This is a genomic window from Lacticaseibacillus kribbianus, assembly GCF_020180945.1.
Lineage (GTDB): Bacteria > Bacillota > Bacilli > Lactobacillales > Lactobacillaceae > Lacticaseibacillus > Lacticaseibacillus kribbianus.
Genome location: NZ_JAIPUL010000004.1, coordinates 87446 through 113675 on the forward strand (window position 1 = coordinate 87446; position 26230 = coordinate 113675).

Here is a 26230-nt window from a genome sequence, read left to right on the forward strand (position 1 = left end):
ACCGCCGGTTAACAGCAATCTCACGCTGGCTCGCCTCGGCCCGAAGCCTCCAGCAGGGGCGCGGCCGGGCCTTCGCCCTAGACACAAAATCGCCGCCTGGCATGAGCCAAGCGGCGATTTTGATCATGGGTCTAGTGGAAGGCGGTCAGGGCGACCTCGCGCTGGTGGCGCAGCGCGGCGGTGATCCGCTCCAGGCGGGTGATGGTGTCGTCGAGCGTCAGGTAGTAGTAGACGATGTTACCAACCTGACGCGAGTCGACCATGCCGATCTCGTGCAGGGTCTTGAGGTGATGCGACGTGGCTGGTTGCGACAGGCCAATCGCATCCGCCAGGTCGTTGACCTTGATGCCGTGCTCCGGCGTCACGGTGCTCAAGATCATGATCAGCTTCTGGCGGCTGGCGTTGGCCAGCGCGTTGAGGTGGTTCACATCCGATTTGAACTCCTTCAATGCTTCCGTTTGTGCTTGCGTGTAGGTGGTAGTCACAGTGGGTCCTCCTTGACGGCGTATTCTCAACCGTTAGTTTACTCTTTTTTAAAAATTAATGTGACTATTTTGCGAATTATTTTTTCTTTGCGGCGGCGGTTGTTAACGATTACACTGGAAGTGGGCGAAAGCGCCACCAAAATCCGAACGCGACGCAGTTTTTCCCGTCGCTCGCGAAAAGGAGCAGTTCATTATGACCAATTCAATTGACTTCCACGCCCTGGGCGCGGACAACACCCTGACCATCTTCGGCGGCGGGTCCGCCGACACGTTGACCAAGAGCTCGGCCCTGGTCGACGCGTACGCCAAGCTGCTGTCGTTCTACAAGGCCGACTCCATCATCGGCCAGATCAATCAGGCCGCGGGCCAAGCGCCGGTGCACGTGCCGGTGCGGGCGGTGTTCAACCTGATCGCCCGCGCGGTGGCCTGGAGCAAGCGCAAGATGGGCTACAACGCGCTGATCGGCCCGGCCGTCGCGCTGTGGCGCATCGGCTTTGACGACGCGCGGGTGCCGAGCGCGGCGGAGCAGGCCGAGGTCCTCGCCCTGACGGACCCGGAGCTCGTGTACCTGGACCCCGAGGCCCAGACCGTTTTCCTCCAAAAGGCCGGCATGGCGATTGACCTCGGCGGCATCGCCAAGGGCTTCATCATCGACGAGCTCGCGCGCCTGTGGGAGCAGGAGGGCGTGACCGGCGGGCGCATCGACCTGGCCGGCAACTGCCGCTTGGTCGGCAACAGCGACGCCGGCGTGCCGCTGTGGCAGGTGCCGATCACCGACCCGCGCGAGCCCAACCGCCCGGCCATCGCGACGCTGACCACCGCGCCGTGCGCCGTGGTGACGACCGGCATCTACTTCCGCCACTTCGACCAAAACGGCCACGTCTACCATCACCTGATCGACCCGACCACCGGCGCGCCGGTTGAGTCCAGCATGGCGTCGATCACCGTGGTGGCCGACACCGCGGAAAAGGCCGACGTGCTGTCCTCCATCGGCTTTTACGCCGGGCTGCCGCAGGGCTACGACGAGATCGAGGATAACGGGGCCGAGGCCGTCTTCATCACCAAGGACACCCAGCTGTACAAGACCGCCGGCCTGCGCGAGACGCTGATGCCGACGATGGGGGCCTAGCTCCTGCCCAAAAGCGTGAACTTGACCAAAAAAAACGCGTTGCCCGCCATCGATTCGTCGGTGGTGGGCAACGCGTTTTTCGTAAAAATAAGTTGTGGTTCACATGATCTGACCGATGCCGTAGTGGATGATCATGGTGATGATGCCGATGACGACGTTGCGAATCATCGCGGTCTTGACCAGACCGTCGCCGAGCTTGGCGGACAAAAAGCCGGTCAAGGCGACGCTGGCGATCACGGCCAGGATGGTGCCGGGCCACTGCCAGGCGACCGGCAGGAAGGTCATCGCGACCAGCGGGAAGATGCCGCCGGAGGCCGCGGCGACCAGCGACGAGAACGCGGCGTCCCAGGGGTTCATGTAGTGGCCGGACTGCAGGCTGTACTTGACGGCGATCACGGTGCCCAGCGCGTCGTCTTGCATCAGCTGCGCCGCGATCTTGGCGGCGGTGGCCGGGGTCACGCCGCGGGCAACGTAGTGATCGACCACGGCCTGGACCTCGCCGGCGTAATCCGTTTCAGCAGGGCGGCCTCCGCCTTCACGACGGCCTCCTCGGTGTCTTTTTGCGAGCTGACGCTGGCGTACTCGCCCGACGCCATGGAAAAGGCGCAGGCCAGCAGGTCGGCGAGCCCGGCGATGAAAATGGTGAAGTGGTTGGTGGTGGCGGCGGCGACGGAAAACAGCACGCCGACGACGGTCAGGATGCCGTCGTTGGCGCCCAGCACCCCGGCGCGCAGGGTGTTGGCGCGCTCGGCCATCGTCTGCTTGGCCTTCACCTTGGGTTTCACAGTCAAAGTTTTCATCATGCGCCTCCTAAGCGAACAGCGAGCCGACGAAGTAGGTGACGGCCATGGTCAGGATGCCGGCGACCACGTTGCGCAGCATCGCCCGGTAGCGGTTGGCGTTGCCCAGCGCCGCGGCCGTGTAGCCGGTCATCGACAGCGCGACGATTACGGCGAGAATCGTGCCGAGGATGCGGCCGCTCGCCGGCAGCCAGGAGATCGCGGCCATGGGCAGAAGCGAGCCGGTGGGGAAGGCGATCATGGACGCCATCGCGGCCGCCACGGCGCTGGTTTTCTCGTGGGGGTCAAAGCCGTAGCGCTCGCGCGTCGCGACGTTGATGCGGTCGGTCGCCAGCATCTCGCGGGTCGCCTGGGCGGCCAGGTCCGCCGAGATGCCGGTGGCCTCGTACTTCTGCTGGATGAAGGCGACCTCGCCCGCGTAGTCGGTGTCAAGCGCGCGGCTCTCCTTGATCAGGGCGTTCTTCTCGGCGTCGCGCTGCGCGTTGACCGAGACGTACTCGCCCATGGCCATCGACACGGTGCCGGCCAGCATCCCCGACAGCCCCGCGAGCAGAATCGCGTGCGTCGAGGTGTTGGCGCCCGCCACCCCGATGACGATCCCCGCGACGGACAGGATGCCGTCGTTGGCGCCCATCACACTGGCGCGCATGACATTGATCTTCTCAGCTAAGTTCATATTCGGCCTCCACAATGGAATCGTTCTAAATTCAAAATCAATTGTAACGCGCACTTCCGGCCGCTGCAAGCGAGTCGGCCGTTAAGGCGGCACGAAAAAAGGTCGGCGACACTACGCGGGCACGCGATGCGGCGAATTTGTAAAATTAGCCGCACCTAACATATCGTGACGCCGGCGAAAGGGCTTGCAGAACCGCCCACTGCTGCCTATACTGTGTATGTCAAACATATACAGTAAGGACGGAGGGACACCATGCTCGAACTCACAGACGTCACCAAGCGCTTCGGCCAGGCCACGGCCGTCTCGCACCTCGGCTTCACCGTCGCCCCGGGCGAGATCCTGGGGCTGATCGGCCAAAACGGCGCGGGCAAAACCACCACGTTTCGCATGATCCTGGGTTTTCTACGCCCGACCGCCGGCACCATCACCTGGGCGGGCCGCCCAATCGGGGAGCTGCCACGCACGGCGCTGGGCTACCTGCCCGAGGAGCGCGGCCTGTACCCCAAGCAGACGGTGCAGGAGCAGGTGCTGTTTTTCGCCGCGCTGCACGGGATGCGGCGCGCCGCCGCGATGGCCGAGCTGCGCCGGCTGATGGCCGCCTTTGCGGTCAAGGGGAAGCTGACCGACAAGCTGCAGACGCTGTCCAAGGGCAACCAGCAGAAGGTGCAGCTGATCGCGGCGATCATCCACCGGCCGCGCCTGCTGATTCTCGACGAGCCGTTCTCCGGGCTCGACCCGGTCAACGCCGACCTTTTGATCCAGGGGGTGCGCGCGCTGCAGGCCACGGGGTGCGCGATCATCTTCTCCAGCCACGACATGCACAACGTGACCGCGCTGTCGGACAAGGTGCTGATGCTCCGCAACGGCGCGCAGGTGCTGACCGGCACGCAGGCGGAGATTGAAGCCCAGTTCGGCCGCACCCACCTGACCATCGAGTCGCCGCTGACGCAGCAACAGCTCGCGGCGTTCCCGGGCGTCTTAAAGGTGGTGCCGGACGGCGGTGGGTTCGCCGTCACGCTGGCCGAAGAGGCGGCGGGCAAGGCGATTTTTGAGGCGGCGACCCAGGACGGCTACATCCCGCGCTTTGCGCAGGAGGCGCCGAGCCTCGAGGCGATTTTCAAGCAGAAAGCGGGTGGCGATCATGTCTAGCGCATGGGTGGTACTGAAGCAGACCTACCTCAAGAACGTCAAGAGCGCGGGCTGGCTGAGCCTGGTGCTCGCGCCGCTGGTGGCGGCGCTTGCGGTGGCGGGCATCGCGTACTTTCTGGTCGGCTCAAGCAAGCCGGCCAAAGTCGCCGTGGTCGGCCCGGCCGAGGCGCGGCAGGCCTTCGTTCAGGCGACGACCAAGGATCAGCGCTACGTGGCCGTGGCGTCGGCCGCCGCGGCCGAGCAGGCGACGGCGCGCGGAGACTACGACGGCGTCCTGACGCTTCACGGCGGCCGGGCGACGTTGGTGCAGCGCAAGGGCGGCGAGTCGGTCGACCAGACGCTGGTGGCCGCACAGCTGCGCCAGCTGGCGACCGGTCAGGCCGCCGCGAAGCTGGGACTGTCGGCCAAGCAGGTCGCCACGCTCCTGGCCACCCCGCAGCTGACGGTCAAGACGGCCAAGGCCAAGGGGGCGGCGCTTGAGACCGACGCTGGCGACACCGAGGGCGGCAGCAACGTCTTGGCGATCGGGATGGGCTTTTTGCTCTACCTGTTTTTGATGACCTACGGCAGCATCATCGCCCAGGAGATTGCCACGGAGAAGAGCTCGCGCATCGAGGAGTCGATCCTCTCGGCCATCACCGCCGGCCAGCAGTTCGTGGGCAAAATTCTGGGCATCGCCGCGCTGCTTTTGACGCAGCTGGCGGTCTACGCCGTGGCCGGTGGTGCGGCCTTTGCACTGCACCCCGAGTGGTGGCGGCAGCTCGCACCGTACCTGAACGGCAGCCAGTCGACTTTGACCATCGCCGCTTTGCTCGCCGGGTTCCTGCTCGGGGTGCTTCAGTACAGCCTGCTGGCGGCGGCCACCGGCGCCTTGGTGTCGTCGGTCGAGCAGGCCGGCATGGCGCTGATGCCGGTGATGATGCTCGCGATGGTCGGCTACATGGCCAGCATCATGGTGCCCAACGGCCAGACCACGGCGATGGCGGTCCTGAGCTACGTGCCGTTCACCGCGCCGATGGTGATGCCGGTGCGCGTCGCCGCCGGGCAGGTGGGCCTGACCCAGGCGCTGGTTGCGGGCGGCGTCAACCTGGCGTTTTTGGTCCTGCTTTTCTGGGGGACCATGGCGCTTTACCGCGTGTCCGTTCTGGTGTACGACCAGCGCGGGCTGCGGGCGGCGCTGTCGCGGGCCATCGGGCTGTTGCGCACGTCACGCGCAGAGTAGGAGGCAAGCATGGACATTACGATTTCCAATCAGGCCGGCTCGCCCATTTACGAGCAGATCGAAGACCAGATCAAGGCGGCCATCCTGACCGGCGCGGTGGCGGCGGGCACGCAGCTGCCGTCGATCCGGGCGCTGGCGCGGGACCTGCACATCAGCGTGATCACCACGACCCGCGCCTACCGGGAGCTTGAGGCGGCCGGCTTCATCGATACGGTGCCGGGCAAGGGGGCCTTCGTGCGCGCCCAGGACCCGGCGTTGATTCACGAGCAGGGGCTCGCGCGCGTCGAGGCGCACCTGCAGGCGGCCATCGACGATGCGGCGCTGGCGCGGGTGCCGGCGGCGACCTTGCACGAGATGCTTGACGACTTACTGAAAGCGGGGGACGACCATGACTGATCTGATTGCGGTGCAAGGACTTGAGGTGGTGCGGCGCGACTTTGCGCTGAGGCCTTTCGACCTGCGGCTGCCGGCCGGCTACATCATGGGGCTGGTCGGGGCCAACGGTGCGGGCAAAACGACGCTGCTCAAGGCGCTCCTGGGCCTGGTGCCGGCAAGCGCCGGCAGGATTGCGGTGCTGGGGCGGCCGGTGGCGGACCCGAGCGCCCGCGCGGCCATCGGCGTGGTGCTGGACCAGACACTGTTCGGCGAGACGTGGCTTGCGCCCGAGATCGGCCGGGCCTACGCCGCCGGTTACCCGGGCTTCGACCTGCCCGGCTTCATGCGCCGGCTGGACCGGCTGGCGGTGCCGCTGAAGACGCGCTTTCAGCGCATGTCGCGCGGCACCAAGGTCAAGCTGCAGCTGGCCGCGGCGATGAGCCACGGCGCCAAGCTGCTTTTGCTCGACGAGCCGACCGCGGGGCTTGACGCCGCGACGCGCGCCGACCTGATGAGTGAGCTGCAGGACTTCATCGCAGGCGGCGACGCGAGTGTGCTGATCTCGACGCACATCACGGCGGACATCGAAGACATCGTCGACTACCTGGCCTACCTGAATCACGGGCAGCTGCGCTTCGCCGGCGAGCGCGATGAATTTCTCGCCGCGTACCGCCAGGTGGCGGGCGGCTCGGCCAGTCTGACGCCTGAAGTGCGCGAGGCGGCGCTTGGGCTGAGCGAGACCGCCGTGGGGTGGACGGCGGTGCTGCCGGTCGATGCGGCGGAGGCGCTTGAGGGCGTCACGTGCGCGCCGGTCGGGCTGGACGCGCTGATGGTGGCGCTGGAACGCGGAGGACAAGCGAATGAAAACAGTGTTGAAAATTAGCTGGATGAGCATGGGCATGGGCTGGACCGGGTGGCTGCTGTGGGGGGCGATGCTCGTGGTGGCACTGACCATTCAGCCGATGTTCGCGGCGATGAGCGGCGGCATCTTCGGTGGGACGGCGATCATCGCCTTCATGCCCTTGATCGTCAACGGCCAGCACGGCCTCAAGGCGCTGCTCGCGCTGTTCCCGCTGGCTCGCCGCACCGTGGTGGCCGGGCTTTACGCCTTCGGGCTGCTGGCCGGCGGCGTGTGCGTGCTGATGCAGGCCGCCCTGATTGGGCTGGGGCAGCTGCGCTTCGCCGAACCCGTGCTGCCGGGCAAGTCGGTGTGGCTGGTGGTCTGGCTGCTGGTGACCTTCTGGCTGCTGCTGCTCGGGCTGGGGCTGCCGGCGGTGATTCGCCTGGGCGACCGTTGGCCGGTGGCCGGGCTGTTCGTGCCGATCGGGCTGATCTTCGTGCTGGGCATCGTCCTCCTGATGGTGGTGCAACTGGCGGGCGCCTTAGCGATGGGCCTGACCACGCTTGCGGCCGCGGTGCTGTGCGCCGCCTCCTTCCCGCTCAGCGTGCGGTGGTATCAGCGCTTGCATTTGTGAGCCGGCGTGATAGACTGGAGCTAATAGCCAAAAGAGTTCCAGTAGGGGCCCTGCGCGGTTTCAGAAAGTCGGCGATTGATGCGAGCCGGCCCGCGCCTGGTCCTGAATTACACCTCTTGCAGTCCTGGCGATTCGGGCGATGCCGTTACCCATTCAAAGTGATGACACAGTCATAATTTGGGTGGTACCGCGGTGATAATCGTCCCTGATCAATTCGTTGATTAGGGGCGATTTTTTTGCCCACCGGCACTTTTTTGGCACAACTAGGGAGGAAACAACATGACCGAAAACATTCTCGACGAGCTCGCCTGGCGCGGCGCGCTCAACCAGATGACCGATGAGGAAGGTCTGCGCAAGCTGACCGAAGACAAGCACGTCGGCATCTACGCCGGCACCGACCCGACCGGCGACTCGCTGCACGTCGGGCACCTGATTCCGTTCATGATTCTCAAGCGCTTCCAGCTGATGGGGCACAAGCCGGTGATCCTGATCGGCGGCGGCACGGGCTCGATCGGCGATCCGTCCGGGCGCAACTCCGAGCGGGTGCTTCAGACCATGGAGACCATCGAGCACAACAAAAAGGCGCTGACGGCGCAGATGGAGCGGATGTTTGGCACCGAGAACTTCCGCATCGTCGACAACTACAGCTGGCTGTCCAAGATGTCCATGCTGGACTTCCTGCGCGACTACGGGAAGATTTTCCCCGTCAACCAGATGCTGGCCAAGGAGGTCGTCGCGTCCCGGCTTGAAAACGGCATCTCCTTCACCGAGTTCACCTACCAGATCCTGCAGGCCGTCGACTTCCTGCACCTGCTGCAGCACGAGGACGTGCAGGTGCAGCTCGGCGGTGCCGACCAGTGGGGCAACATCACCGCCGGCATCGACCTGATCCACAAGGTCGAGGGCTCGGACGCCAAGGCGTACGGCCTGACCAACCCGCTGATGCTCAAGGCCGACGGCACCAAATTCGGCAAGTCCGCCGGCGGCGCCGTCTGGCTGGACCCGGAGAAAACCAGCCCGTACGAGTTCTACCAGTTCTGGTTCAACCAGGACGACGCGGACGTCGAGCGCTTCTTGAAGTTCTTCACCTTCCTGAGCCGCGATGAGATCGCGCAGCTGGTCGAGGCGACCAAGACCCACCCCGAACGCCGCGAGGCCCAGCGCCGCCTGGCCCAGGAGGTCACGGCCTTCGTGCACGGCCAGCAGGCGGTCAAAGAGGCCGAGGCGATCTCCGCCGCGCTGTTCTCCGGTGACGTGCAGGACCTGACCGCCGCCGAGATCAAGCAGGGCTTCAAGCAGTTCCCGAGCGCCACGGCGCCGCGCACCCCGGAGAACATCGTGACCTGGCTGGTCGACACCACCAAGATTGAGGCCAGCCGCCGCCAGGCCAGAGAGGACGTCCAAAACGGCGCAATCTCGATCAACGGCGAAAAGCAGCGCGACGTCGACTTCGTGGTCGACCCGAGCGCCCACTTCGACGGCCAGTACGTGATCGTTCGCCGCGGCAAGAAGAAGTACTTCCTGGTGCACATCCAGTAGGTTCTCGCACCCAGCGACCCGCCGCCGCGCGGGGCACTTGTCACAACCGGTGACAGCGGCCGTTATTGGCTGGCAGCGTTATTCCCGCGATGTTATACTGAACGAAACGACTGTGGGGGGTGGCGTGATGCCATACAGTGTGATCGGAGCCAGTTATCAGAATCAGTCCCTGGCGGTGTTTTACGCGGGGCTGGACCAGGAGCCGCTTTTGAGCTTCGAGGCGGCGACGCAAAAGGCACTGCACCTGCTGACCGGCGAGCTGGCCGCAAGCCCCTTGCCGGACCTGCACGCGCTGACCGACGAGATCTTCACGGTGCTGGCTCAGTCGCCGGCGGACCTCGGGGCTTTGGCCGATGCGACCGGGCCGCAGCTGTCAGTGTCGTGGTTCGCGGACGATCATTTCGTCATCGCGGTGATGGATGAGACCGAGACCTACCAGCTCCACGTCGAGGTGGTGCCGGTTCAGGGCAGCTGATCTGGTCGAGGCGTTCGCCGCGCATTTTCCCGAACTCGGGGGGTGTGCGGCGGACGCCTTTTTTGTGTGGTCACACCGTGCTTGCAGAAACCACGGTCACATTATTCAAAACCAAATCATTTATTGTGACGGGAAAGCGTGTTCATGAGACGGCCGGTGGCGGCGGGCACCCCGCGTCGTGACAGGGTGAAACCCCGCTGGCACGCATTCGACTCGGTTTGTTAACTCCGTTGTAACAACCCTGTAATGTTCACTTGCTATACTGCATAACAGTGAGTAAGAGGAGTGTGTGAACACATGAAGTTATCGAAGTCATTAACCCTGATCGCCCTGGCCGGCCTGATCGTCGCCGGCAGTTTCAGCACCGGTGCCACGGTCCAAGCCGACAGCGTCTCCGATGCCAAGTCCGCCCTGACCAGCAAGAAGGGCGAAGGCGCCAAGCTTCTGGCCGACCTGCAAAAGGCCGAGGCCAACGTCGCCAAGATTGACAACCAGGTTTCAGACAAGACCATCGCCATCGACAAGGCCAAGGCCAGCGTTGCCGCCACTGCCAAGGTGATCGCCGGCTACGACACCAAGATTGACAAGCAGACCCAAGAGGTTGCAAGTCGCAAGGCCGTCCTGAAGAAGCAGCTGATTTCCCTGCAGAAGAAGGTCGGCGACTCCGCCACCGGTAACATCTACCTGGACTTCCTGCTCAACGCCCACGACCTGTCCGACCTCGTGTCCCGCGGCATGACCGTCAACAAGCTCAACCAGGCCAACAAGGACGCGCTGGACGCGGTCAAGGAAGCCAAGGCCAAGGTTGCCGCGCTCAAGGCCGACCAGGTCGCCAAGAAGACCGAGCTGATCGCCACCGAAAACCAGCTGGTGACCGACAAGCAGGACCTGATCAAGCTTCAGGCCACGGCTAAGAAGCAATCCGCCGCGCTTGACAAGAAGCTGGCGGACAACAAGGACGAAATCGCCGCGCTTCAGACCAAGCTGAACACCGCCCAGGCCCAGGCCGCCGTGCTTCGCGCGGCCGCAGCCAAGGCGGCCACCACCGCCCGCACAACGTCGACGGTCGCGAAGGCCACCGTCACCACTACGGTCAAAAAGGCCGCAACACCGGCCGCGCCGGCCGCCAACGTCACCGGCTCCCACAGCACCGGCAGCTACGGCAGCATGGTTTCCGCCGCGCTGGGTATGACCGGTCACCCGTACGTGTACGGTGGGGCGTCTCCTGCCGGCTTCGACTGCTCCGGGCTCACGATGTGGGCCGCCGCCCAGGTTGGCATCTCCCTGCCGCACAACGCGCAGGCGCAGTCCGGCTACGGCTCTGAGGTCTCCCTCAGCGCCCTGCAGCCCGGCGACCTCCTGTTCTTCGGCTCCCGTGGTTCCGTCTACCACGTCGCCCTTTACATCGGCGGCGGCCAGTACGTCCACGCGCCGCGTCCGGGCGAACCAGTTCTGGTCGCACCGATCACCGGCTTCACGCCAAGCTTCGCGCGTCGCCTGTAGCATCAACTCACACACTCACAAGTGAACGCCTGCCTGGCAGGCGTTTTTATTTTCCCCGTCGCATGCTACAATCGACACAACGCTAAAGATTCGAGGATGGGATTGTGCAACAGAAACTGATCGTCATCACCGGCGCCACCGGCACGGGCAAGACCACGGTGAGCCGCTACCTGCAGGCCACCTACAACATTCGCCGGGTGATGACACACACGACGCGCCCCATGCGCGTCGGCGAGGTCGATGGGGTGGATTACCACTTCGAGACCCCGGAGAGCTTCGCCAAAAACCACTACATCGAGCACGTCACGTACGCGGGCTACCAGTACGGCAGCTCCTTTGAGTCGCTGGACGAGGCCTGGCGCCGCGCCAACTTCGCCAGCATCGTGCTGGACACGGCCGGGGCGATCACCTACGCCAAAACGCTGGGGGCCAGGATTGCAGTGCTGTACCTGACCATCGAGGATCCCGCGGTGCTCAAAGCCCGCCTGCTTGCGCGCGGCGACGACCCGAAGATGATCGCGGCCCGGCTGCAAAGCCCGGAGTACAGCCGCGATCTGCGCCTGCCAAAGGCGCTGGCGCCGTATGCCCACGTGATCGTCAACGACGACTGGCAGGCCGCCTGCGTCCAGATTGACCGCTTCATGAAGCAGCTGGCGGCAAGCGCCGCGGGGCTCACCGAGTAGACACGAGCTGTCTTCCTGGCACGTGTTTCTTCTATATGAAGCGACGAATACAGGACGCCGAGTTGGGCGTGTGGCGTGCAGGCACAGCCGCGCTGCGCGCACCGCGCAAACTGGTGCGCGGCCGCGCCAGCGGTTGAAGGCGGCCGGCGCGCGTGCTACAATGCTAGTAATCGGAACGGTTCCGATTAAGGAGGGCAACGATGTCGGCAAGTCTGATCGCAATCGAGAGAATTAAGGCCAGCGGGATGCGCATGACCAAGCAGCGCCGCGACCTGGTGGATTACCTGGCGGCCCACGCCGACAGCTACGTCACCGTGACCCAGGTGGACAAGCACATGCGCGGCCAGTACCCGGGGCTATCGCACGACACCATCTACCGCAACGTCAAGGAGTTCGAGCAGCTCGGAATCCTTGAGACCGACGTGCAGGGCGAACAGGCCACCGTGAAGCTGCAGTGCGACTTCCAGCACCCGCACCACCACCACTTCATCTGCCAGCGCTGCCACCGGGTCCAGGAGATTCAGATGTGCCCCCTGGGGTACTTCGAGACGCAGCTGAAGGGCGCCAAGATTGAAAGCCACAACTTCGAGCTGTACGGGCTTTGCGCGGACTGCGCCAAGCTGGCGGCGAAGTGATTGCCTTCCCGGTCGGAGCACCGGGAATTTTTTTTACACTTTTTTGCTTCCAATCCCGGCACGACGGGCGTTGTGCCGGTTTTAGGGGCGAATTGATTCGTTCTGGGACGAATTTATGTCGCTAAAATACGAATCAAATGTTCAACCAACCAATATTTTTTATTCTGCGAATTTCGGCGCGGCTGAACTGATTCCAAAAAGGCCAGGAGCCGGCGGCAGCAAGGCTTCCATGAAAGGAACATGTACCCCACACGAAACAATATTGGTGTATACCACTTGTGAGGGGGTCGCACAGCGCTTTCATCCTTGGCATACTTCAGACTGAATTAAATTATGTCGCTAGCCGCATGGGCTAGGAAATTTTTGGAGGGGCTTATATGAAATCATATATGCAAAACCTTGGGCGTTCGCTCCAGCTGCCAGTCGCCGTACTGCCAGCCGCGGCGCTCTTGGTCGGGATTGCGAACTACTGGCTCTCATTCGGACCCAATGTGATCGCCACGTTCCTGTTGCAAGGCGGGTTGGCCGTTCTCGGCCAGCTGCCGATCCTGTTCGCCGTTGGGGTCGCGCTTGGGATGTCTGAAGGCAAGGACGGCGCCGCCGCCTTCGCCGGGCTGGTGGCCTTCGAGGTGCCGGTCAACGTGCTCAAGCCAGACGTGATCGCCACTTTGACCGGCGTGAAGGTCGAGGCCGTTGATCCGGCCTTTGGTCAGATCACCAACGTCTTCATCGGGATCATGGCCGGGCTGATTGCAGCGGCACTGTTCAACCGCTTCCACAAGGTGAAGCTGCCGATGGCGCTGTCGTTCTTCAGCGGCAAGCGCGCCGTGCCGATCATGGCGGCCTTCGTCATGATGGGGGTCACCGCCGTTCTGTTCTTCGTTTGGCCACCGGTTTACACCGCGCTGGTTGCCTTTGGTAAGTCCATCGTCAACCTCGGGGCAATCGGCGCCGGGTTTTACGGGTTCTTCAACCGCCTGCTGATCCCAACGGGTCTGCACCAGGCGCTGAACTCCGTGTTCTGGTTCGACGTTGCCGGCATCAACGACATCGGGAACTTCCTGGCCTCTAAGGGTGTCAAGGGTGTCACCGGGATGTTCCAGGCCGGCTTCTTCCCAGTCATGATGTTCGGGCTTCCAGCCGGTGCGTTCGCCATCTACAAGAACGCCCGTCCTGAGCGCAAAAAGGAAATCGGTTCCCTGATCCTTGCCGGCGCCTTCGCCAGCTTCTTCACCGGTGTGACCGAACCCCTTGAATTCTCCTTCATGTTCGTCGCATGGCCGCTGTACGTCATCCACGCGATCTTCACCGGCCTCTCTTTGGCCTTTGCCGCTATCATGCACTGGACAGCCGGCTTCGCCTTTGCCGCCGGGCTGGTTGACTTCGTGCTGAGCTTCAAGAACCCGATCGCCAACATGCCTTACATGCTGGTCCTTCAGGGGCTTGTGCTCGCCGTGATCTACTACTTCGGCTTCGACTTCGCCATCAAGAAGTTCAACCTCATGACCCCAGGTCGTGAGGCCGTCACCGCAACGGAGGACGCGCCTAAGGTTGCGACCGACGCCAGCGATGACAAGTACACCGTTCAGGCCAAGCAGATCTACGCCGCACTCGGCGGCGCCGATAACCTGAACGTGGTCGACAACTGCACGACGCGCCTGCGCCTGAAGCTGGCCGACACCAGCAAGATCGACCAGGCGGCCATCAAGGCCACCGGCGTCCCGGGCATCAACGTCCTGGACAAGAGCAACCTGCAGATCATCGTCGGCACCGAGGTTCAGTTCGTCGCTGACGCCCTGGCTGAACTCAAAAACAGCAACGCCCCGGTAGCCACGGTCGCACCTGCGGCCGCTGCCGCACCGGCCGCCGCTGCTTCCTCCGAACCAGGCGTTGAGGTTGATTTCCACAGTGTGGCCAACGGCCGCTACCTGGAGCTCAACCAGCTGAGCGACCCAACCTTCGCCCAGAAGATGCTGGGCGACGGCTTCGCCATCGACCCGACGGACGGCAAGATTGTTTCGCCGGTTGACGGCACCATCGAGACCGTTTTCCCAACCAAGCACGCCATCGGCTTCAAGACCGCGGGCGGCCTGGAAGTCCTGCTGCACATGGGGCTGGACACCGTTGAACTCAAGGGTGCGCCGTTCGATGTCAAGGTCAAGGAAGGCCAGACGGTCAAGCACGGCGACGTGGTTGCCGACGTCGACCTTGACGCCATCAAGGCTGCCGGCAAGCAGACCCCGATGATTGTCATCATCACCAACATGCCAACCGTTGGCCTGCTGAAGTATTACGCCGTCAAGGATCCGGTGGCAGAAGACGCCGAGGTTCTGACCGCAACCACCAAGTAACCACCGCACTGCCGCGCCCGCCCTATCAATGGGGTGGGCGTTTTTGCGTTGCGCATTGTTTAACTTTCATAAACTTCGCCGATTCGTCCCGTTTTGTCCACACAACTAGGCTACAATATAAGGCAAACGGATGGGGCAATGCGCACCATCTCGAAAGGAGTCTCCCATGGCCTATCGCACGCCGCCGCTGCTATCCCCAGCGGCCATTGTTTCCATCATCATCCTGATCAGCGGCTACAGCCTGATTAATAATGCGGTCAACCCGACCAGCACGCCGAAGTCGCCCGCGGCGCAGAGCTCGCTGGCCTCGAAGCTCAAGGCCAAAAACGGCAGCGTCTCGAGCACGTCCAGCAGCGCAAGCGAGAGCACCCCGGCCGCGCCTGCCAAGGCCGACGACAGCGCGAAGACGACGGGCGACTCTACGGACGCGTCCAGCAGCACCAGCAGCAGCTCGAGCAGCAAGAAGACGACCACCGAGCCGAACACGGGCGACACGCAAACCGGCACCGGCACCACGACGGGCACAGGGGATGCGCAGACCGGCACCGGGGACACCGGAACGACCGGGACCACCGGAACCACCGGAACGACCGACGGTGACACCACGACCGGGGACGGCACTGGGAACACCACCGGGGATGCGACGGACAGTGGCGCCACCGCGGACAGCGCAAGCTCCGGCAGCGCCAGCTCGGGGTCGACGAAGTAGGGCACGTGCTGAGCACCCTGCTGAGGCAAAAAGCGCCTCACCACCCAACCTTACGCTAGCTGACCGGCTAGGCCCGCACTGGCTTCGCCCTCTGGTTGAAACGGGCTGCGCGGCGCACCGGCGAGTCGTCCAGCTAAGGCCGGCACTCGGGCCAAAGCCCGGCCCAAGCACCAGCCTTACGCTGGTCGCTCGCCTAAGAGCGCGCCGCTTCGCCCTCTGACTGAAACGGGCTGCGCGGCGCACCGGTGAGTCGTCCAGCTAAGGCCGGCACTCGGGCCAAAGCCCGGCCCAAGCACCAGCCTTACGCTGGCCGCTCGCCTAAGAGCGCGCCGCTTCGCCTTCTGAGCGAAACGGGCTACGCCAGTGCAACGCCGGTGCAGCTAGCTGAGGCCGGGCGCCGAGGCAAGATGCGCCTCACCGCCCAGTCTTACGCTAGCTGACCGGCTAGGCCCGCACTGGCTTCGCCCTCTGAAAGGAAAGGATTCCCATGCTCACTGTTCTTGATCTGGTCAACCGCGCGCTGAGTTACTTCAACATTCAGGACAAGGCGAAGGGGAAGGCCTTCACCATCGTCGCGTTCGGCGCCAATTTTTACCTGCTGTACCAGGCGCTTCGGCACCTGCGCTACGTGAACTACCGCGCCGGCGGGGTGCTGTTCCTGCTGGCCTTCCTGGTGCTTCTGTACTTCATCGTGCTGAATTTCTTCTATTACTTCACCGACAAGCAGGTGAAGTGGGACGTCTCGCCGCGGGTGGAAAAGCTGCTCGGCGGCAACCCGCAGGCGGCCAAGGCGGCGGAGGCCGCGCTGACGCAGTCGACCACGCTCGGGGCGTCCAACGGGCTGTTCCAGGAGGAGCGGCTGCTGCCGGTGGCGGTGGTGGTCGACCAACCCAAGCTCGACGCCCTGGTGCAGCAGCTGCGGACGACCGGTGCCCTGACCGAGAACTACCAGGGGCTGGACGCGCACGCGATCGAACGGGTGGTGACCCGCACGCACCGGCCGGTGGCGGCGATCGGCGGGCCGTTCGAGCTGCCGTACTTCGCCCTAGTCCAAAGCGGCAAGCAGCTGGTGATCCAGGGCGGGCTCAACGCGCTGGCGCCGGTGACGCTCGGCACCATCACCCGGGTGGGGCTGATGCCGACCAGTGCCGCCATCAAGGACTACCAGCTGGCCCTGGCGCATGTGTTCCTGACCGGCGGCGAGGTGATGCAACCGGGCCGCCACGGCCTGATTCGAAAGGACACGCCTTATACCATTACCGCCCAGATTGCCTATACCGTTCGCCCGGAAGCCAAGCCCGGCGACACCAACGAAAACTAAATTTGCGGCCGCGCGAAAAAACCGGTAAGATTATTTTAATGATTTTATCGGCTGACGCGCGGCTTTTTTGTGCCGTCGGGTGAGGCGGATTACTTGCCATCGCGAATTTCGCTAAGGTATGATGGTAGTGGTCTAGGTAAAATCCCGTCGGCGGCAGCCGGAAACTGGTTAACGTTTCCTGCCGGCGACGCGTCGACCGTTCACATTCACAGGCAGATAAGGAGGCGATTCGATGTCAATGATCGAGTTTCACGACGTCGAGAAGTACTACGGGAAGTTTCACGCACTCAAGGACATCAATCTGACCATCGACCGCGGTGAAGTGGTCACGCTGATCGGACCGTCGGGATCGGGCAAGAGCACGCTGTTGCGGACTATCAATGGGCTGGAGCGAATCACTGAGGGCAAACTGATTGTCAATGATTTTGACCTCGCCGAGAAGAACACCAACATGGACAAGATTCGCAAGAACGTCGGCATGGTGTTCCAGCACTTCAACCTTTACGCGAACAAAACCGTTATCGATAACATTACCCTCGGCCCGCGGCTGGTCCTGAAGCGCGACCGCGCCACCGTCGAGAAGGAGGCGCTGGACCTGCTCGACATGGTCGGGCTCAAGGACCAGGCCAAGAAGTACCCGGCGGCCCTGTCCGGCGGCCAGAAGCAGCGCGTGGCGATCGCCCGCAGCCTGGCGATGAAGCCGCGCGCCATTCTGTTCGACGAGCCGACATCCGCGCTTGACCCCGAGATGATCGGGGATGTGCTGGACGTCATGCAAAAAATCGCCAAGCAGGGCATGACCATGGTCGTGGTGACCCACGAAATGGGCTTTGCCAAGCGCGTGGGCGATCGCATCATTTTCATGGCGGAGGGCCAGATCCTCGAAGACGCCACGGACGTCGCCGGCTTCTTCGACCACCCGAAGGACCCGCGCGCCCAGGAGTTCATCAGCAAAATTTTCAACCACTAGGAGGGACGCCGATGCATAAGCTAAAATTATGGCTCACGGTCGCCGTGCTCTGCGTGGTGGCCGGCGTGGCCGCCGGCTGCGGTCGAAGTGTCGCCGACCAGGATGCGCTGGCCCACGCCAAGAAGACCAACACCATCGTCTGGGGCGTGAAGGCCGACACCCGCCTGTTCGGGCTGATGAACACCAAGACCGGCAAGATCCAGGGCTTCGAGGTCGACATGGCCAACGCCTTGACCAAGCAGGTGCTGGGCAAGTCGGCCAAGGCGACGCTGGTGCAGGTCACCTCGGATACCCGGGTGCCGATGCTCAAAGGCGGCAACCTCGACGCGGTGATTGCGACGATGACCATCACCCCGGAGCGGCAGAAGGTGCTGGACTTCACGGACTCGTACTTCAAGGCCGGCCAGTCGCTGCTGGTCAAAAAGGGCAGCAAAATCAAGTCGATCAAGGACCTGACCGCCGGCACCAAGGTGATCGGCGTTCAGGGCTCCAACTCGGTGGACAACGTCAAAAAGGCTGCCCCGGCGACGACGGTGCTGCAGCTGGCCGACTACGCGCAGGCCTTCACCGCGCTGAAGTCGGGCCAGGGCGACGCGCTGAGCACCGACAACGGCATCCTGTACGGGATGTCGCAGCAGGACCCGGACTACGTGGTGGTCGGCGGCACCTTCACCAAGGAGCCGTACGGCATCGCGCTGAACAAGGGCCAGACCAACCTGCGCAAGGCCCTGAACAAGGCGCTGCAGGAGCTGCGCGCCGACGGGACCTACGAGAAGCTGATCAACAAGTGGTTCTCGGACATTCCGGGCTTTGACATCAAGGAGGTGGCGTAATGCTGAGCATTCTGACCAACAACTACGGCACCCTGATGTCCGGACTCGGCTACACGCTGCTGTCCAGCCTGATTGCGCTGGTGTTCTCCCTGATCATCGGCACGGTGTTCGCTTTGATGGAGATCTCGCCGCACAAGTGGCTGCGGGTGATCGGCAAGCTCTACGTCGAGGTGATCCGCAACATTCCGCTTTTGATCATCACGATGGGCTTTTACGTCATCGTGCCCAAGTACCTGCTGCCGGTCGACGGCTTCACCGCCGGGACCATCGGGCTGACCATCTACACCAGCGCCTTCATCGCCGAGACGGTGCGCGCCGGCATCCAGTCGGTCGCCGTTGGGCAGATGGAGGGCGCGCGGTCCGTGGGGCTGACCTACACGCAGGCGATGTCCCAGATTGTTTTCCCCCAGGCGATCAAGATCGTGATCCCGCCGCTGGGCAACCAGTTCATCAACCTGGTCAAGAACTCGTCGATTCTGGCCTTCGTCGCTGGCTTCGACCTGATGTACCAGGGCAAAATCATCGCCAACGCGACGTTCAACACCTTCGACACCTACCTGGTGGTCGGACTGCTGTACCTGATCTTGACGATGCCGCTGTCCTACCTGATGCGTCACTTGGAAAAGAAATGGGTCACCGCCTAGGAAAGGAGGAAGTGCCATGCAAAGCTTCATCGATGCTTATTCGCAAGTCAACCTGCACTACCTCCTGGAGGGGCTGTGGGTCACCGTCGAGGTCTCCGTCACGTCGATCCTGTTCAGCTTCCTGATTGGGACGCTTCTGGGCATCGCCCGCTACATCAACGTGCGCATCTTCTCGGCCGCCGTCGGGTTCGTGATCGACCTGATCCGCAACCTGCCGCTGCTGTTGATCCTGTTTTTCACCTACTTCGCGCTGCCGAACATCGGCATTCGCCTCGGGGTGATCCCGGCGTCCATCGTCGCGATGACAATCTTCGAGTCCGCGATGCTGGCTGAGATCGTGCGATCGGGGATCAACGCGGTGCCGGTCGGCCAGATGGAGGCCGCCCGCAGCAACGGGCTGTCCTACGTGCAGGCGATGGTTCACATCATCCTGCCCCAGGCCTTCAAGGCGATGATTCCGCCGATCGTCTCGCAGTTCATCTCGCTGGTCAAAGACACCAGTCTGGCAACCATCATCCTGCTGCCGGAGCTGACCTACCACGCGCAGATCATCTACGGCCAAGACGTCAACTACACCATTCCGATGTTCGTCGCGCTGGCCGTGCTGTACTTCGTGGTCAACTACGCGCTGTCCCTCGGCGCGCGGCTGATCAACCGCCGGCTGAACCACGCGTGACGCCGTGCACTGCCCCTGGCCGCCTGGCCGGGGGCTTTTTTGCTGGAATTCAGCCATCAAAAAAACGCCTCGCATGTGCGAGGCGTTCTGCGTTCAGTGGCGCGCGTCCTTCACGAACGCGAGCTCCGCGGCCTGGTCCGCCGCCGTGAAGTCGGCGGCCAGGTAGAACTGGCGCGTGACCGGAGTGTCATCGGCGAGCAGCACCACCTGGCCCGGCCGCGGCTCTGCGGCCCGAAGCCTAGCCAGGAGCGTCGAGCCGATGCCCTGGCGCTGCCACGCCGGCGCCACCAGCAGGTCCTGCACGTAGAGAATCGTGCGGTGGTCGGTGACGGCGCGCACTAGGCCGCACAGGGTGTCGCCTGCGGTCGCCCACAGCGTGGTTGAGTTCGTCAGGGCGGCCAGGGTGTTGGCCGAATCCGCCAGGTAGGCGGTCCAGCCGACGCTTGCGTACAAGTCGAGCACGGCCGCATCGGTCGCCGCGGCCGGTCGTGTTGTCTGGTAGGTGATCACTGGGCGTCCTCAAGCAGGTACGGCCGCAGCTGGCCGGCCTGAATCGGGTTGACCACCGTCTTGATCTTGGTGCCGTCTGCGGTGTAGTCGGTCGCGATCACGCCGGTTTCGCGGTTGATGAAGTCGACCAGGCTGCCCTTGGCGAAGGGAATCAGGTAGGTGTTGGTCTCGTTGTCGGCGAACACCTTGCCCTCGATCAGCTCGACCAGCTTGTTGAGCGACTTGGCATCACGGGCGGAGTAGACGAACTGGTTGCCGTTGACCTCCGGGTACACGGTGTCTTCGCGCAGGTCGGCCTTGTTGAAGGCGTAGATCATCGGGATGTTTTCGATGCCGATGCTTTGCAGTGTCTTCTCGGTGACGGCCATCATGTCCGGGTAGTGCGGGTCGGAGTAGTCGACCACTTGGATCAACAGGTCGGCGTTGGCCGCCTCGGCCAGGGTCGCCTTGAAGGAGTCGACCAGCTTGTGCGGGAGCTTCGAGACGAAGCCGACCGTGTCGGACAACAGGAACTTGCGGTGATCCGGCAGGGTGATCTGGCGCACCGAGGTGTCGAGCGTCGCGAACAGCATGTCCTTTTCGAAGACCTGCTTGGTTTCCGGGTGGTCGGAAAACAGGTCGAGCAGGCCGTTCATCGTGGTGGACTTGCCGGCGTTGGTGTAGCCGACCAAAGCGACCACCGGCAGCTCGTTTTCAAGCCGCTTCTGGCGCCGAACCTCCTCGCCGATGTCGGCGTCCTTGAGCTCCTGGCGCAGGCGGGCGATGCGCTTGTTCAGCACTCGCTTGTCCATCTCGAGCTTGGATTCCCCGGCGCCGCGGTTGGCCAGGCCACCGCCGCCCTGCTGGTCCAGCTTGTTGGCGCTCGGGTGCAGGCGCGGCAGGGCGTACTGCAGCTGGGCGATCTCGACTTGGGTCTTGGCGGTCTTGCTCTGGGCGCGGTTGGCGAAGATCTCGAGGATCAGCTGGGTGCGGTCGATCACGTGCAGCTTGGTGACCTTCTCGATGTTGCGCAGCTGCGACGGGGACAGCTCGTCGTTGACCAGGATGGTGGTCGCGTCGAGCGCGCGGGCGAGCTCGGCGATCTCCTCGACCTTGCCGGTGCCGAAGTAAAAGCCCGCGGTGGAGCGGTCGAGGTTCTGGCGCGACTCGCCGACGACTTCGTAGTTGTTGGCGCGGGCGAGCTCGGCGAGCTCCTGCATCGTGTAGTCGAAGTTCTCCTGGCCGCGCGAGATGCCGGTGGTGATTACTTTTTCTTGTGGTTGTTGTGTTTCAGTCATACAGTTCTCCTTTGGTGGTGGCGCCTCTGCGGCTTTTTGGGCACAAAAAAAGGAAGCCCAGAAGCTTCCTCTATTGACCGGACTGGTCCCGTAGATTCGACTCGCTGCAGTGGCGCGCTAGGCGCAAATTATCCAATTGTCTGGGTGGCCACTGTCTTCAAACGCATCGCGAATCGACTCCTTTCTCTTTCGTAAGCTAGTGTAACACACTTGAGGCGACAGGCCAAACGAAAGCGGGGCGGCGGGGATTGTAATTTTTGTCGTTTCGGGTACGATGGACTAAGTCGCAAGGGCTTTCAACGGAGGACATCGTGAGTAAATTCAGGCAACTGCTTCAGCGTTTTTTTTCGGGCGAGACGTTCGGCTACCGGGAGGTGTTCGGGCTGCTCGGGCCGGTCGTGGTCGACCAGTTCTTTCTGGTGTCGTTCAACTTCCTGAACACCGCCATGATCGCAAGCTCCGGCGCGGCGGCCATCAGCGCCGTCAACATGGTCGGCTAGGTCAACGTGTTTCTGATCTCGATTTTCGTGTCGGTCGGCCTCGGCGGCACGGTGATGATTGCCCAGTACTTCGGCGCCAATCGCGTCAAGGACCTCGGCCACGTGGTCAACGGCACCGTTTACGGCGCGGTGGCGACCGGCATCGTGCTGGCGCTGGTGTTCGGGCTGCTGCACAACGGCATCCTAAGCGCGCTGTTCGGCGCGGCGAGCCCGGCGGTGATGAGAAACGCCCGGCTGTACATGCTCGGCGTGCTTTGCAGCTACCCGTTCGAGGCGATGGTCGAGGGCACCAACGGCAGCCTGCGCGGCATCGGCCGCACCAAGAACTCGCTGCAGCTGTCTTTGGCGATGAACGTGATGTACCTGCTGTTCAACCTGGTCACCATCACCTGGCTGCACATGGGCGTGGTCGGCATGATCATCGCGCTGAACCTGTCGCGCTGGCTGGCGGCGGGCCTGGCCGTGTGGATGCTGGCGTCGCACCGCGACCTGTTCGCCTTGACCTGGCGGGTGATGCGGCGCGTGGACTGGCGGATGCTGCGCAAGGTGCTGACGGTCTGCGTGCCCTTTGCGGCCGAGGGCGTCTTCTTCAACGGCGGCAAGATCCTGATCCAGATGATGATCGTGATGCTGGGCACCCAGGCCATCGTCACCAACGCGATCACCAGCTCCTGGACCCAGATGTCCGAGATCATCCCAAGCGCCCTGGGCACGGCGCTGGTGCCGATCGTCGGCCAGTGCGTCGGCCGGCGCAACCTGAAAGACGCGCGCAAAATCACCAAGTCCTTCGTCGGCCTGGGGATGCTGGCGTTCGTGGTGGGGGACGCGCTGCTGCTCGCGCTGTTCAAGCCCGGCATCCGGCTGTTCTCGCCGAGCGCCGCGATCCTGCCGGTGATCTTCCTGTCTTACTGCATCTTCGTCGGCATGCACCTGCTGTTTTGGACCGTCAGCTTCGTTTTGCCTAACGCGCTGCGGGCGGCGGGGGACGGCAAGTTCACCACCATCGTCTCTCTGGCCTCCATGTGGGCCTTTCGCGTGGTCGGCGTCTACGTCTTCGCGGTGCGCATGGGCTTCGGCGTGCCCGGCGTCTGCGCCATCATGGGCCTGGAGTGGGGCGTGCGCGGCGTGATCTTCATCCGCCGCTTCGCCGGCGACAAGTGGTACCAAAACAAGCTGGTCTGAGTCTGGTATAATACCCCAAAACAACCAAAGGAGTCTCCTATGAAAGTTACCCGCAAGCAGCTCGTCCAACTCACCGTGGGGGCGGCGGTGTTCCTGCTCATCATCCTGTATTCGGCCCAGCTGTGGGCCGGCCTCAAGGCACTTCTCGCCACCGCGACGCCCCTGGTGATCGGCGCCGCTTTGGCCTACTGCATGAACCTGATTGTGGTGCGGCTGGAGCGCGTGCTCTGGCCCCACGCCCAGGGGCTGGGCCGGCGGCTGCGGCGGCCGGTCGCCATCGTCTCCGCCATCGTGCTGACCGTGGTGATCCTGGCCGGGGTCTTGCGCTTAGTCGTGCCGCAGTTCGTCGCGGCGGTCGACGGCTTTTTCACTAGCCTGCCGCAGACCTTGACCAAGCTCAACGACTGGCTGACCAAGTCCGACCAGGCGACCGCGCTGACCAAGAAGCTGGCGAGTGCGGACATCGACTGGTCGAGCCTCCAGCAAAAAGCCACGCGCTACCTGTCCGCCGGCGTGTCCGGCCTGTTCTCCGGCTCGCTGTCTTTGGTGAGCTCGGTGGCCGGCGGCGTGGTCAATTTCATTCTGGCCTTCACCTTCGCCATCTACCTGGTCGCGGGCAAGGAGGGCATCGGCAGCCGGCTGAACCGCGTCGGCGACGCATTTTTGCCGGCCAAGTTCATGGCCAAGCTGCGCTACGTGCTGCACGAGGCGGACCTGATGTTCTCGCGCTTCATCGTCGGGCAGGTGACCGAGGCCTTCATCCTCGGCACGCTGTGCACCCTGGGGATGCTGCTGTTTCGCTTCCCCAACGCGGGCTCGATCGGCGCGTTCATCGGCATGACGGCGCTGATTCCGATGCTCGGCGCGTACATCGGCGGGGCGATCGGCTTCGTGCTGATCGTCGTGGTCAGCCCGCTCAAGGCGGTGCTGTTTCTGGTCTACCTGGTCTGCCTGCAGCAGCTTGAGGGCAACCTGATCTACCCGCGCGTGGTCGGCGGCTCGATCGGCCTACCGGGCATCCTGGTGCTGGCCGCGGTGACCGTCGGCTCCGGCATCGGTGGGGTGCTCGGGATGCTGCTCGGCGTGCCGCTGGCCGCCACCGCCTACCGCCTGATCCGCAACGCGACCTGGCGCAAGGAAGGCCGCCCGCTCAGCGAGTGAGCGCGGAAGAAGGGATGACTGAGATGACAACCTGGCACGATGAGATTCTAACCCTGACCGCTCCCGGCGCCACCGTACGGGTGCAGGCCGGCGCCCAGCCGCCACTGCCCGGCGCGGTCAGCCTCTACCTGACCGGCGCGCAGGTGGTCGGCGTTGACCAGTTAGTTGAGGCGGCGACGCGCACGCTGACGATTGAACCCGCCGAGCTCGAGCCGCGCTACCTGGCCGCGGCCATCGCAGCGGCGGTGGGTGGCCCCAAGCTGGCGTACACCGCCCAGCCGGTACCCGGCAACATGAAGCGCCCGGCCGCCGCGCTGCTTTCGGCACTGCTGCCCGCGCTCACCGTGCTCGGGGTCACGCTTGCGCCGGCCAAGAAGCGCCCGGCCAAGGCCGCACACCGCTGGTCCAAGGCGGTCGCCGACGTCGCGTTCACGACGACCTTCGCCGGCACCCAGGCCACCGTGTACTGGCAGCGGCGCAACGAGATGCGCCTGCTTGCCGGTTCGCGCATGAAGCCCGAACCCGAGATGAACGCCGACGGCAGCCTGGGTTTTTCCGCACGCTTTGCCGCCCAGCTGCGCGGCGAGCACCAGACGGCGATCGGCCCGGACTTTGTGACCACAGCGGACATCATCCTCAAGAGCACCAACGAGGTCGGGCTGTTCCTGTACTTTGGCACCACCAACTCGTGGCTGCAGTTCAAGGATGCGGCCGGGCGCACGCTGGACGACTGGACGGTCGTGAAGTAACTGCGCGCTAAAAAACGTCGTGCCGCTCCCGGTTGTGGGGGTGGCACGACGTATTTTTAGTCGTCAGGCCTTGATCTTTGGCTTGCGCACCAGGAACAGGATGCCGAAGCCGGCGAACAGCACGCCGATGATGATCATCGTCCACGCGGTGGTCTGGATGCGTGAGTTGGTGTACTTGTAGCTGAACACCAGCGCGACCGTGTTGGCTGGGCCCATGGTCGGGGCGATGGCGACAGTGCGGGTGCCGTCCTCGTAGTTGGCGAGCTTGACGACCTTGTCGTTCAGGTGGTCGCGCAGCTCGACGCCCGTGATCTGGCGCGGCGCGGCACCGGCCTGCTTGGTGATCGCCTTGACCAGCGCGCTGCGGTTGATGTGGTAGGAGATGTCGCCCTGGTAGCGCTCGCCCTGCGACTCGTAGGTGTAGCGCACCGGGGAGCCGCCGCTTTCGCCGACGTCGAGGCTGGGGCAGGCGGCCTCGTACTCGCCGTCGAACAGGCCGATGCCGGTGTGGCCGAACCATGCCATCGACAGGCCGAGCACCACCAGAATGGTCAGCCCGATGCGCCGAATCAGCAGGATGCGGCGGGCCTCCTTTTGCTCGTAGCGCTGCTGCTCGGTGAGTGGCGCTTCCGGCTGCGGTGCCGCGGTGGCCTGTGGCTGTGCGGTCGGGGTCGGCTGCTGGGCAGTGGCCTGCGGCTGTGGTGCCGGCTGTGGTTGCGGTGTCGGCTGCGGCGCCGGGGTGTCCTGCGGCACCGGCGCGCCGCAGTGACGGCAGAACTTCGCGCCGCGGTCGAGGGGCTGGCCGCATTGGGTACAGTATTGCATGAGTGCCTCCAAAGAAAATGTGATAAAGTTAGTCTACCATACCGGCCGCGCACTGACCGCGCCAATCGCCGTGTGCAGCCACTTTTTTGAGGAGGATCACCATGCCAAGCAAACCACTGGCCGATTACGAGGCCGACATTCCCAAGGTCGCGGCGGCGCTCGCCGCCTGGCCGGCCGACCAGGCCTTCTTCGCCGCGCTGACGCCGGGTTACCAGCGCGAGTGGGCGCGCTATCTGTTCGGCGTCGCCAGCCCCGCCACCGGGGAGGCCCACCTGCAGAAGATGCGTGAGGTGTTCGCCGCGGGCTTCAAGTCCAAGCGCGCGTACGACGCGCGCAAGCGCTGATCCAGCTCGGGATCCCGAGTCACCGCCCACGC

Annotated in this window: 28 protein-coding genes and 1 pseudogene; 23 read left to right on the plus strand and 6 right to left on the minus strand. The window is 63.8% G+C overall.

Features of this window, described 5'->3' with window-relative positions:
- Positions 1-131: 131 nt before the first annotated feature.
- Positions 132-485, minus strand: a complete 354-nt coding sequence (locus LE416_RS11355; RefSeq protein ID WP_225048914.1) for an ArsR/SmtB family transcription factor — start codon at positions 483-485, stop codon at positions 132-134.
- 193 nt (positions 486-678) lie between these two features.
- On the opposite strand from LE416_RS11355, the gene LE416_RS11360 reads away from it, so the two are divergent.
- Positions 679-1614, plus strand: a complete 936-nt coding sequence (locus LE416_RS11360; protein WP_225048929.1) for an FAD:protein FMN transferase — start codon at positions 679-681, stop codon at positions 1612-1614.
- A 99-nt stretch (positions 1615-1713) separates the two neighbouring features.
- Here LE416_RS11360 and LE416_RS11365 read toward each other — a convergent pair.
- Together LE416_RS11365 and LE416_RS11370 are read right to left on the minus strand one after the other, a co-directional pair.
- A pseudogene (locus tag LE416_RS11365) lies at positions 1714-2414 on the minus strand (VIT1/CCC1 transporter family protein).
- A 10-nt stretch (positions 2415-2424) separates the two neighbouring features.
- Positions 2425-3090 (minus strand): VIT1/CCC1 transporter family protein, encoded by a 666-nt coding sequence (locus LE416_RS11370; RefSeq protein WP_225048934.1) that lies wholly within the window; start codon positions 3088-3090, stop codon positions 2425-2427.
- Between the two features lie 252 nt (positions 3091-3342).
- On the opposite strand from LE416_RS11370, the gene LE416_RS11375 reads away from it, so the two are divergent.
- The 17 genes from LE416_RS11375 to LE416_RS11455 all read left to right on the plus strand — a co-directional run bounded on the left by LE416_RS11375 (position 3343) and on the right by LE416_RS11455 (position 19650).
- Complete coding sequence (locus LE416_RS11375) at positions 3343-4239, plus strand: ABC transporter ATP-binding protein (protein ID WP_225048935.1); 897 nt, start codon at positions 3343-3345, stop codon at positions 4237-4239.
- On the plus strand, positions 4232-5461 hold the full coding sequence (locus LE416_RS11380) for an ABC transporter permease (protein WP_225048936.1): 1230 nt from the start codon (positions 4232-4234) through the stop codon (positions 5459-5461). The genes LE416_RS11375 and LE416_RS11380 overlap by 8 nt, the downstream gene beginning before the upstream one ends.
- 9 nt (positions 5462-5470) lie before the next feature.
- A complete protein-coding gene (locus LE416_RS11385) occupies positions 5471-5857 on the plus strand; it encodes a GntR family transcriptional regulator (protein WP_225048944.1) in 387 nt (128 codons plus the stop codon).
- A complete protein-coding gene (locus LE416_RS11390; protein ID WP_225048945.1) occupies positions 5850-6719 on the plus strand; it encodes an ATP-binding cassette domain-containing protein in 870 nt (289 codons plus the stop codon). Before LE416_RS11385 ends, LE416_RS11390 begins: the two co-directional genes overlap by 8 nt.
- Positions 6697-7311, plus strand: a complete 615-nt coding sequence (locus LE416_RS11395; RefSeq protein WP_225048947.1) for a hypothetical protein — start codon at positions 6697-6699, stop codon at positions 7309-7311. The genes LE416_RS11390 and LE416_RS11395 overlap by 23 nt, the downstream gene beginning before the upstream one ends.
- A 279-nt stretch (positions 7312-7590) precedes the next feature.
- Positions 7591-8850 (plus strand): tyrosine--tRNA ligase, encoded by a 1260-nt coding sequence (tyrS, locus tag LE416_RS11400; protein ID WP_225048949.1) that lies wholly within the window; start codon positions 7591-7593, stop codon positions 8848-8850.
- A gap of 127 nt (positions 8851-8977) precedes the next feature.
- Positions 8978-9325, plus strand: coding sequence for a hypothetical protein (locus LE416_RS11405; protein ID WP_225048954.1), 348 nt, complete (start codon positions 8978-8980; stop codon positions 9323-9325).
- Between the two features lie 297 nt (positions 9326-9622).
- Positions 9623-10828, plus strand: a complete 1206-nt coding sequence (locus LE416_RS11410; RefSeq protein WP_225048962.1) for a C40 family peptidase — start codon at positions 9623-9625, stop codon at positions 10826-10828.
- A 104-nt stretch (positions 10829-10932) separates the two neighbouring features.
- Entirely contained in the window at positions 10933-11511 is a 579-nt protein-coding gene (locus LE416_RS11415) for a guanylate kinase (RefSeq protein ID WP_225048963.1), read from the plus strand.
- 200 nt (positions 11512-11711) lie between these two features.
- Positions 11712-12146, plus strand: coding sequence for a Fur family transcriptional regulator (locus tag LE416_RS11420; RefSeq protein ID WP_225048964.1), 435 nt, complete (start codon positions 11712-11714; stop codon positions 12144-12146).
- A gap of 377 nt (positions 12147-12523) precedes the next feature.
- Positions 12524-14497, plus strand: coding sequence for an N-acetylglucosamine-specific PTS transporter subunit IIBC (nagE, locus tag LE416_RS11425; RefSeq protein ID WP_225048969.1), 1974 nt, complete (start codon positions 12524-12526; stop codon positions 14495-14497).
- Between the two features lie 166 nt (positions 14498-14663).
- Entirely contained in the window at positions 14664-15206 is a 543-nt protein-coding gene (locus tag LE416_RS11430; RefSeq protein ID WP_225048971.1) for a hypothetical protein, read from the plus strand.
- A gap of 487 nt (positions 15207-15693) precedes the next feature.
- Complete coding sequence (locus tag LE416_RS11435; RefSeq protein ID WP_225048972.1) at positions 15694-16527, plus strand: DUF6681 family protein; 834 nt, start codon at positions 15694-15696, stop codon at positions 16525-16527.
- A 232-nt stretch (positions 16528-16759) separates the two neighbouring features.
- On the plus strand, positions 16760-17497 hold the full coding sequence (locus tag LE416_RS11440; protein ID WP_274705069.1) for an amino acid ABC transporter ATP-binding protein: 738 nt from the start codon (positions 16760-16762) through the stop codon (positions 17495-17497).
- A gap of 11 nt (positions 17498-17508) precedes the next feature.
- Entirely contained in the window at positions 17509-18330 is an 822-nt protein-coding gene (locus LE416_RS11445) for a transporter substrate-binding domain-containing protein (protein WP_225048973.1), read from the plus strand.
- Entirely contained in the window at positions 18330-18974 is a 645-nt protein-coding gene (locus tag LE416_RS11450) for an amino acid ABC transporter permease (protein WP_225048975.1), read from the plus strand. The genes LE416_RS11445 and LE416_RS11450 overlap by 1 nt, the downstream gene beginning before the upstream one ends.
- A gap of 16 nt (positions 18975-18990) precedes the next feature.
- Complete coding sequence (locus LE416_RS11455) at positions 18991-19650, plus strand: amino acid ABC transporter permease (protein WP_225048976.1); 660 nt, start codon at positions 18991-18993, stop codon at positions 19648-19650.
- Between the two features lie 93 nt (positions 19651-19743).
- Here LE416_RS11455 and LE416_RS11460 read toward each other — a convergent pair whose 3' ends face one another.
- Positions 19744-20160, minus strand: coding sequence for a GNAT family N-acetyltransferase (locus tag LE416_RS11460; RefSeq protein ID WP_225048978.1), 417 nt, complete (start codon positions 20158-20160; stop codon positions 19744-19746).
- Complete coding sequence (hflX, locus tag LE416_RS11465; RefSeq protein WP_225048980.1) at positions 20157-21437, minus strand: GTPase HflX; 1281 nt, start codon at positions 21435-21437, stop codon at positions 20157-20159. The genes LE416_RS11460 and hflX overlap by 4 nt, the downstream gene beginning before the upstream one ends.
- Before the next feature lie 311 nt (positions 21438-21748).
- Here hflX and LE416_RS11470 point away from each other — a divergent pair, with 311 nt between their 5' ends.
- From LE416_RS11470 to LE416_RS11485, 4 genes are read left to right on the plus strand one after another with little or no spacing between them, the layout of a single operon-like run.
- Positions 21749-21937 (plus strand): hypothetical protein, encoded by a 189-nt coding sequence (locus LE416_RS11470; protein ID WP_225048982.1) that lies wholly within the window; start codon positions 21749-21751, stop codon positions 21935-21937.
- A gap of 6 nt (positions 21938-21943) precedes the next feature.
- On the plus strand, positions 21944-23119 hold the full coding sequence (locus LE416_RS11475; RefSeq protein WP_225048985.1) for an MATE family efflux transporter: 1176 nt from the start codon (positions 21944-21946) through the stop codon (positions 23117-23119).
- Between the two features lie 39 nt (positions 23120-23158).
- Positions 23159-24280 (plus strand): AI-2E family transporter, encoded by a 1122-nt coding sequence (locus LE416_RS11480; RefSeq protein ID WP_225048987.1) that lies wholly within the window; start codon positions 23159-23161, stop codon positions 24278-24280.
- 14 nt (positions 24281-24294) lie between these two features.
- Entirely contained in the window at positions 24295-25029 is a 735-nt protein-coding gene (locus LE416_RS11485; RefSeq protein WP_225048990.1) for a hypothetical protein, read from the plus strand.
- Positions 25030-25092: 63 nt separating this feature from the next.
- Here the strand turns inward: LE416_RS11485 and LE416_RS11490 are convergent, their stop codons facing one another.
- A complete protein-coding gene (locus LE416_RS11490) occupies positions 25093-25854 on the minus strand; it encodes a zinc ribbon domain-containing protein (protein ID WP_225048991.1) in 762 nt (253 codons plus the stop codon).
- 101 nt (positions 25855-25955) lie between these two features.
- On the opposite strand from LE416_RS11490, the gene LE416_RS11495 reads away from it, so the two are divergent.
- The gene (locus LE416_RS11495; RefSeq protein ID WP_225048992.1) at positions 25956-26198 is read left to right on the plus strand and encodes a YdeI/OmpD-associated family protein; all 243 of its coding nucleotides are present in this window, start codon (positions 25956-25958) and stop codon (positions 26196-26198) included.
- Positions 26199-26230 lie beyond the last annotated feature (32 nt).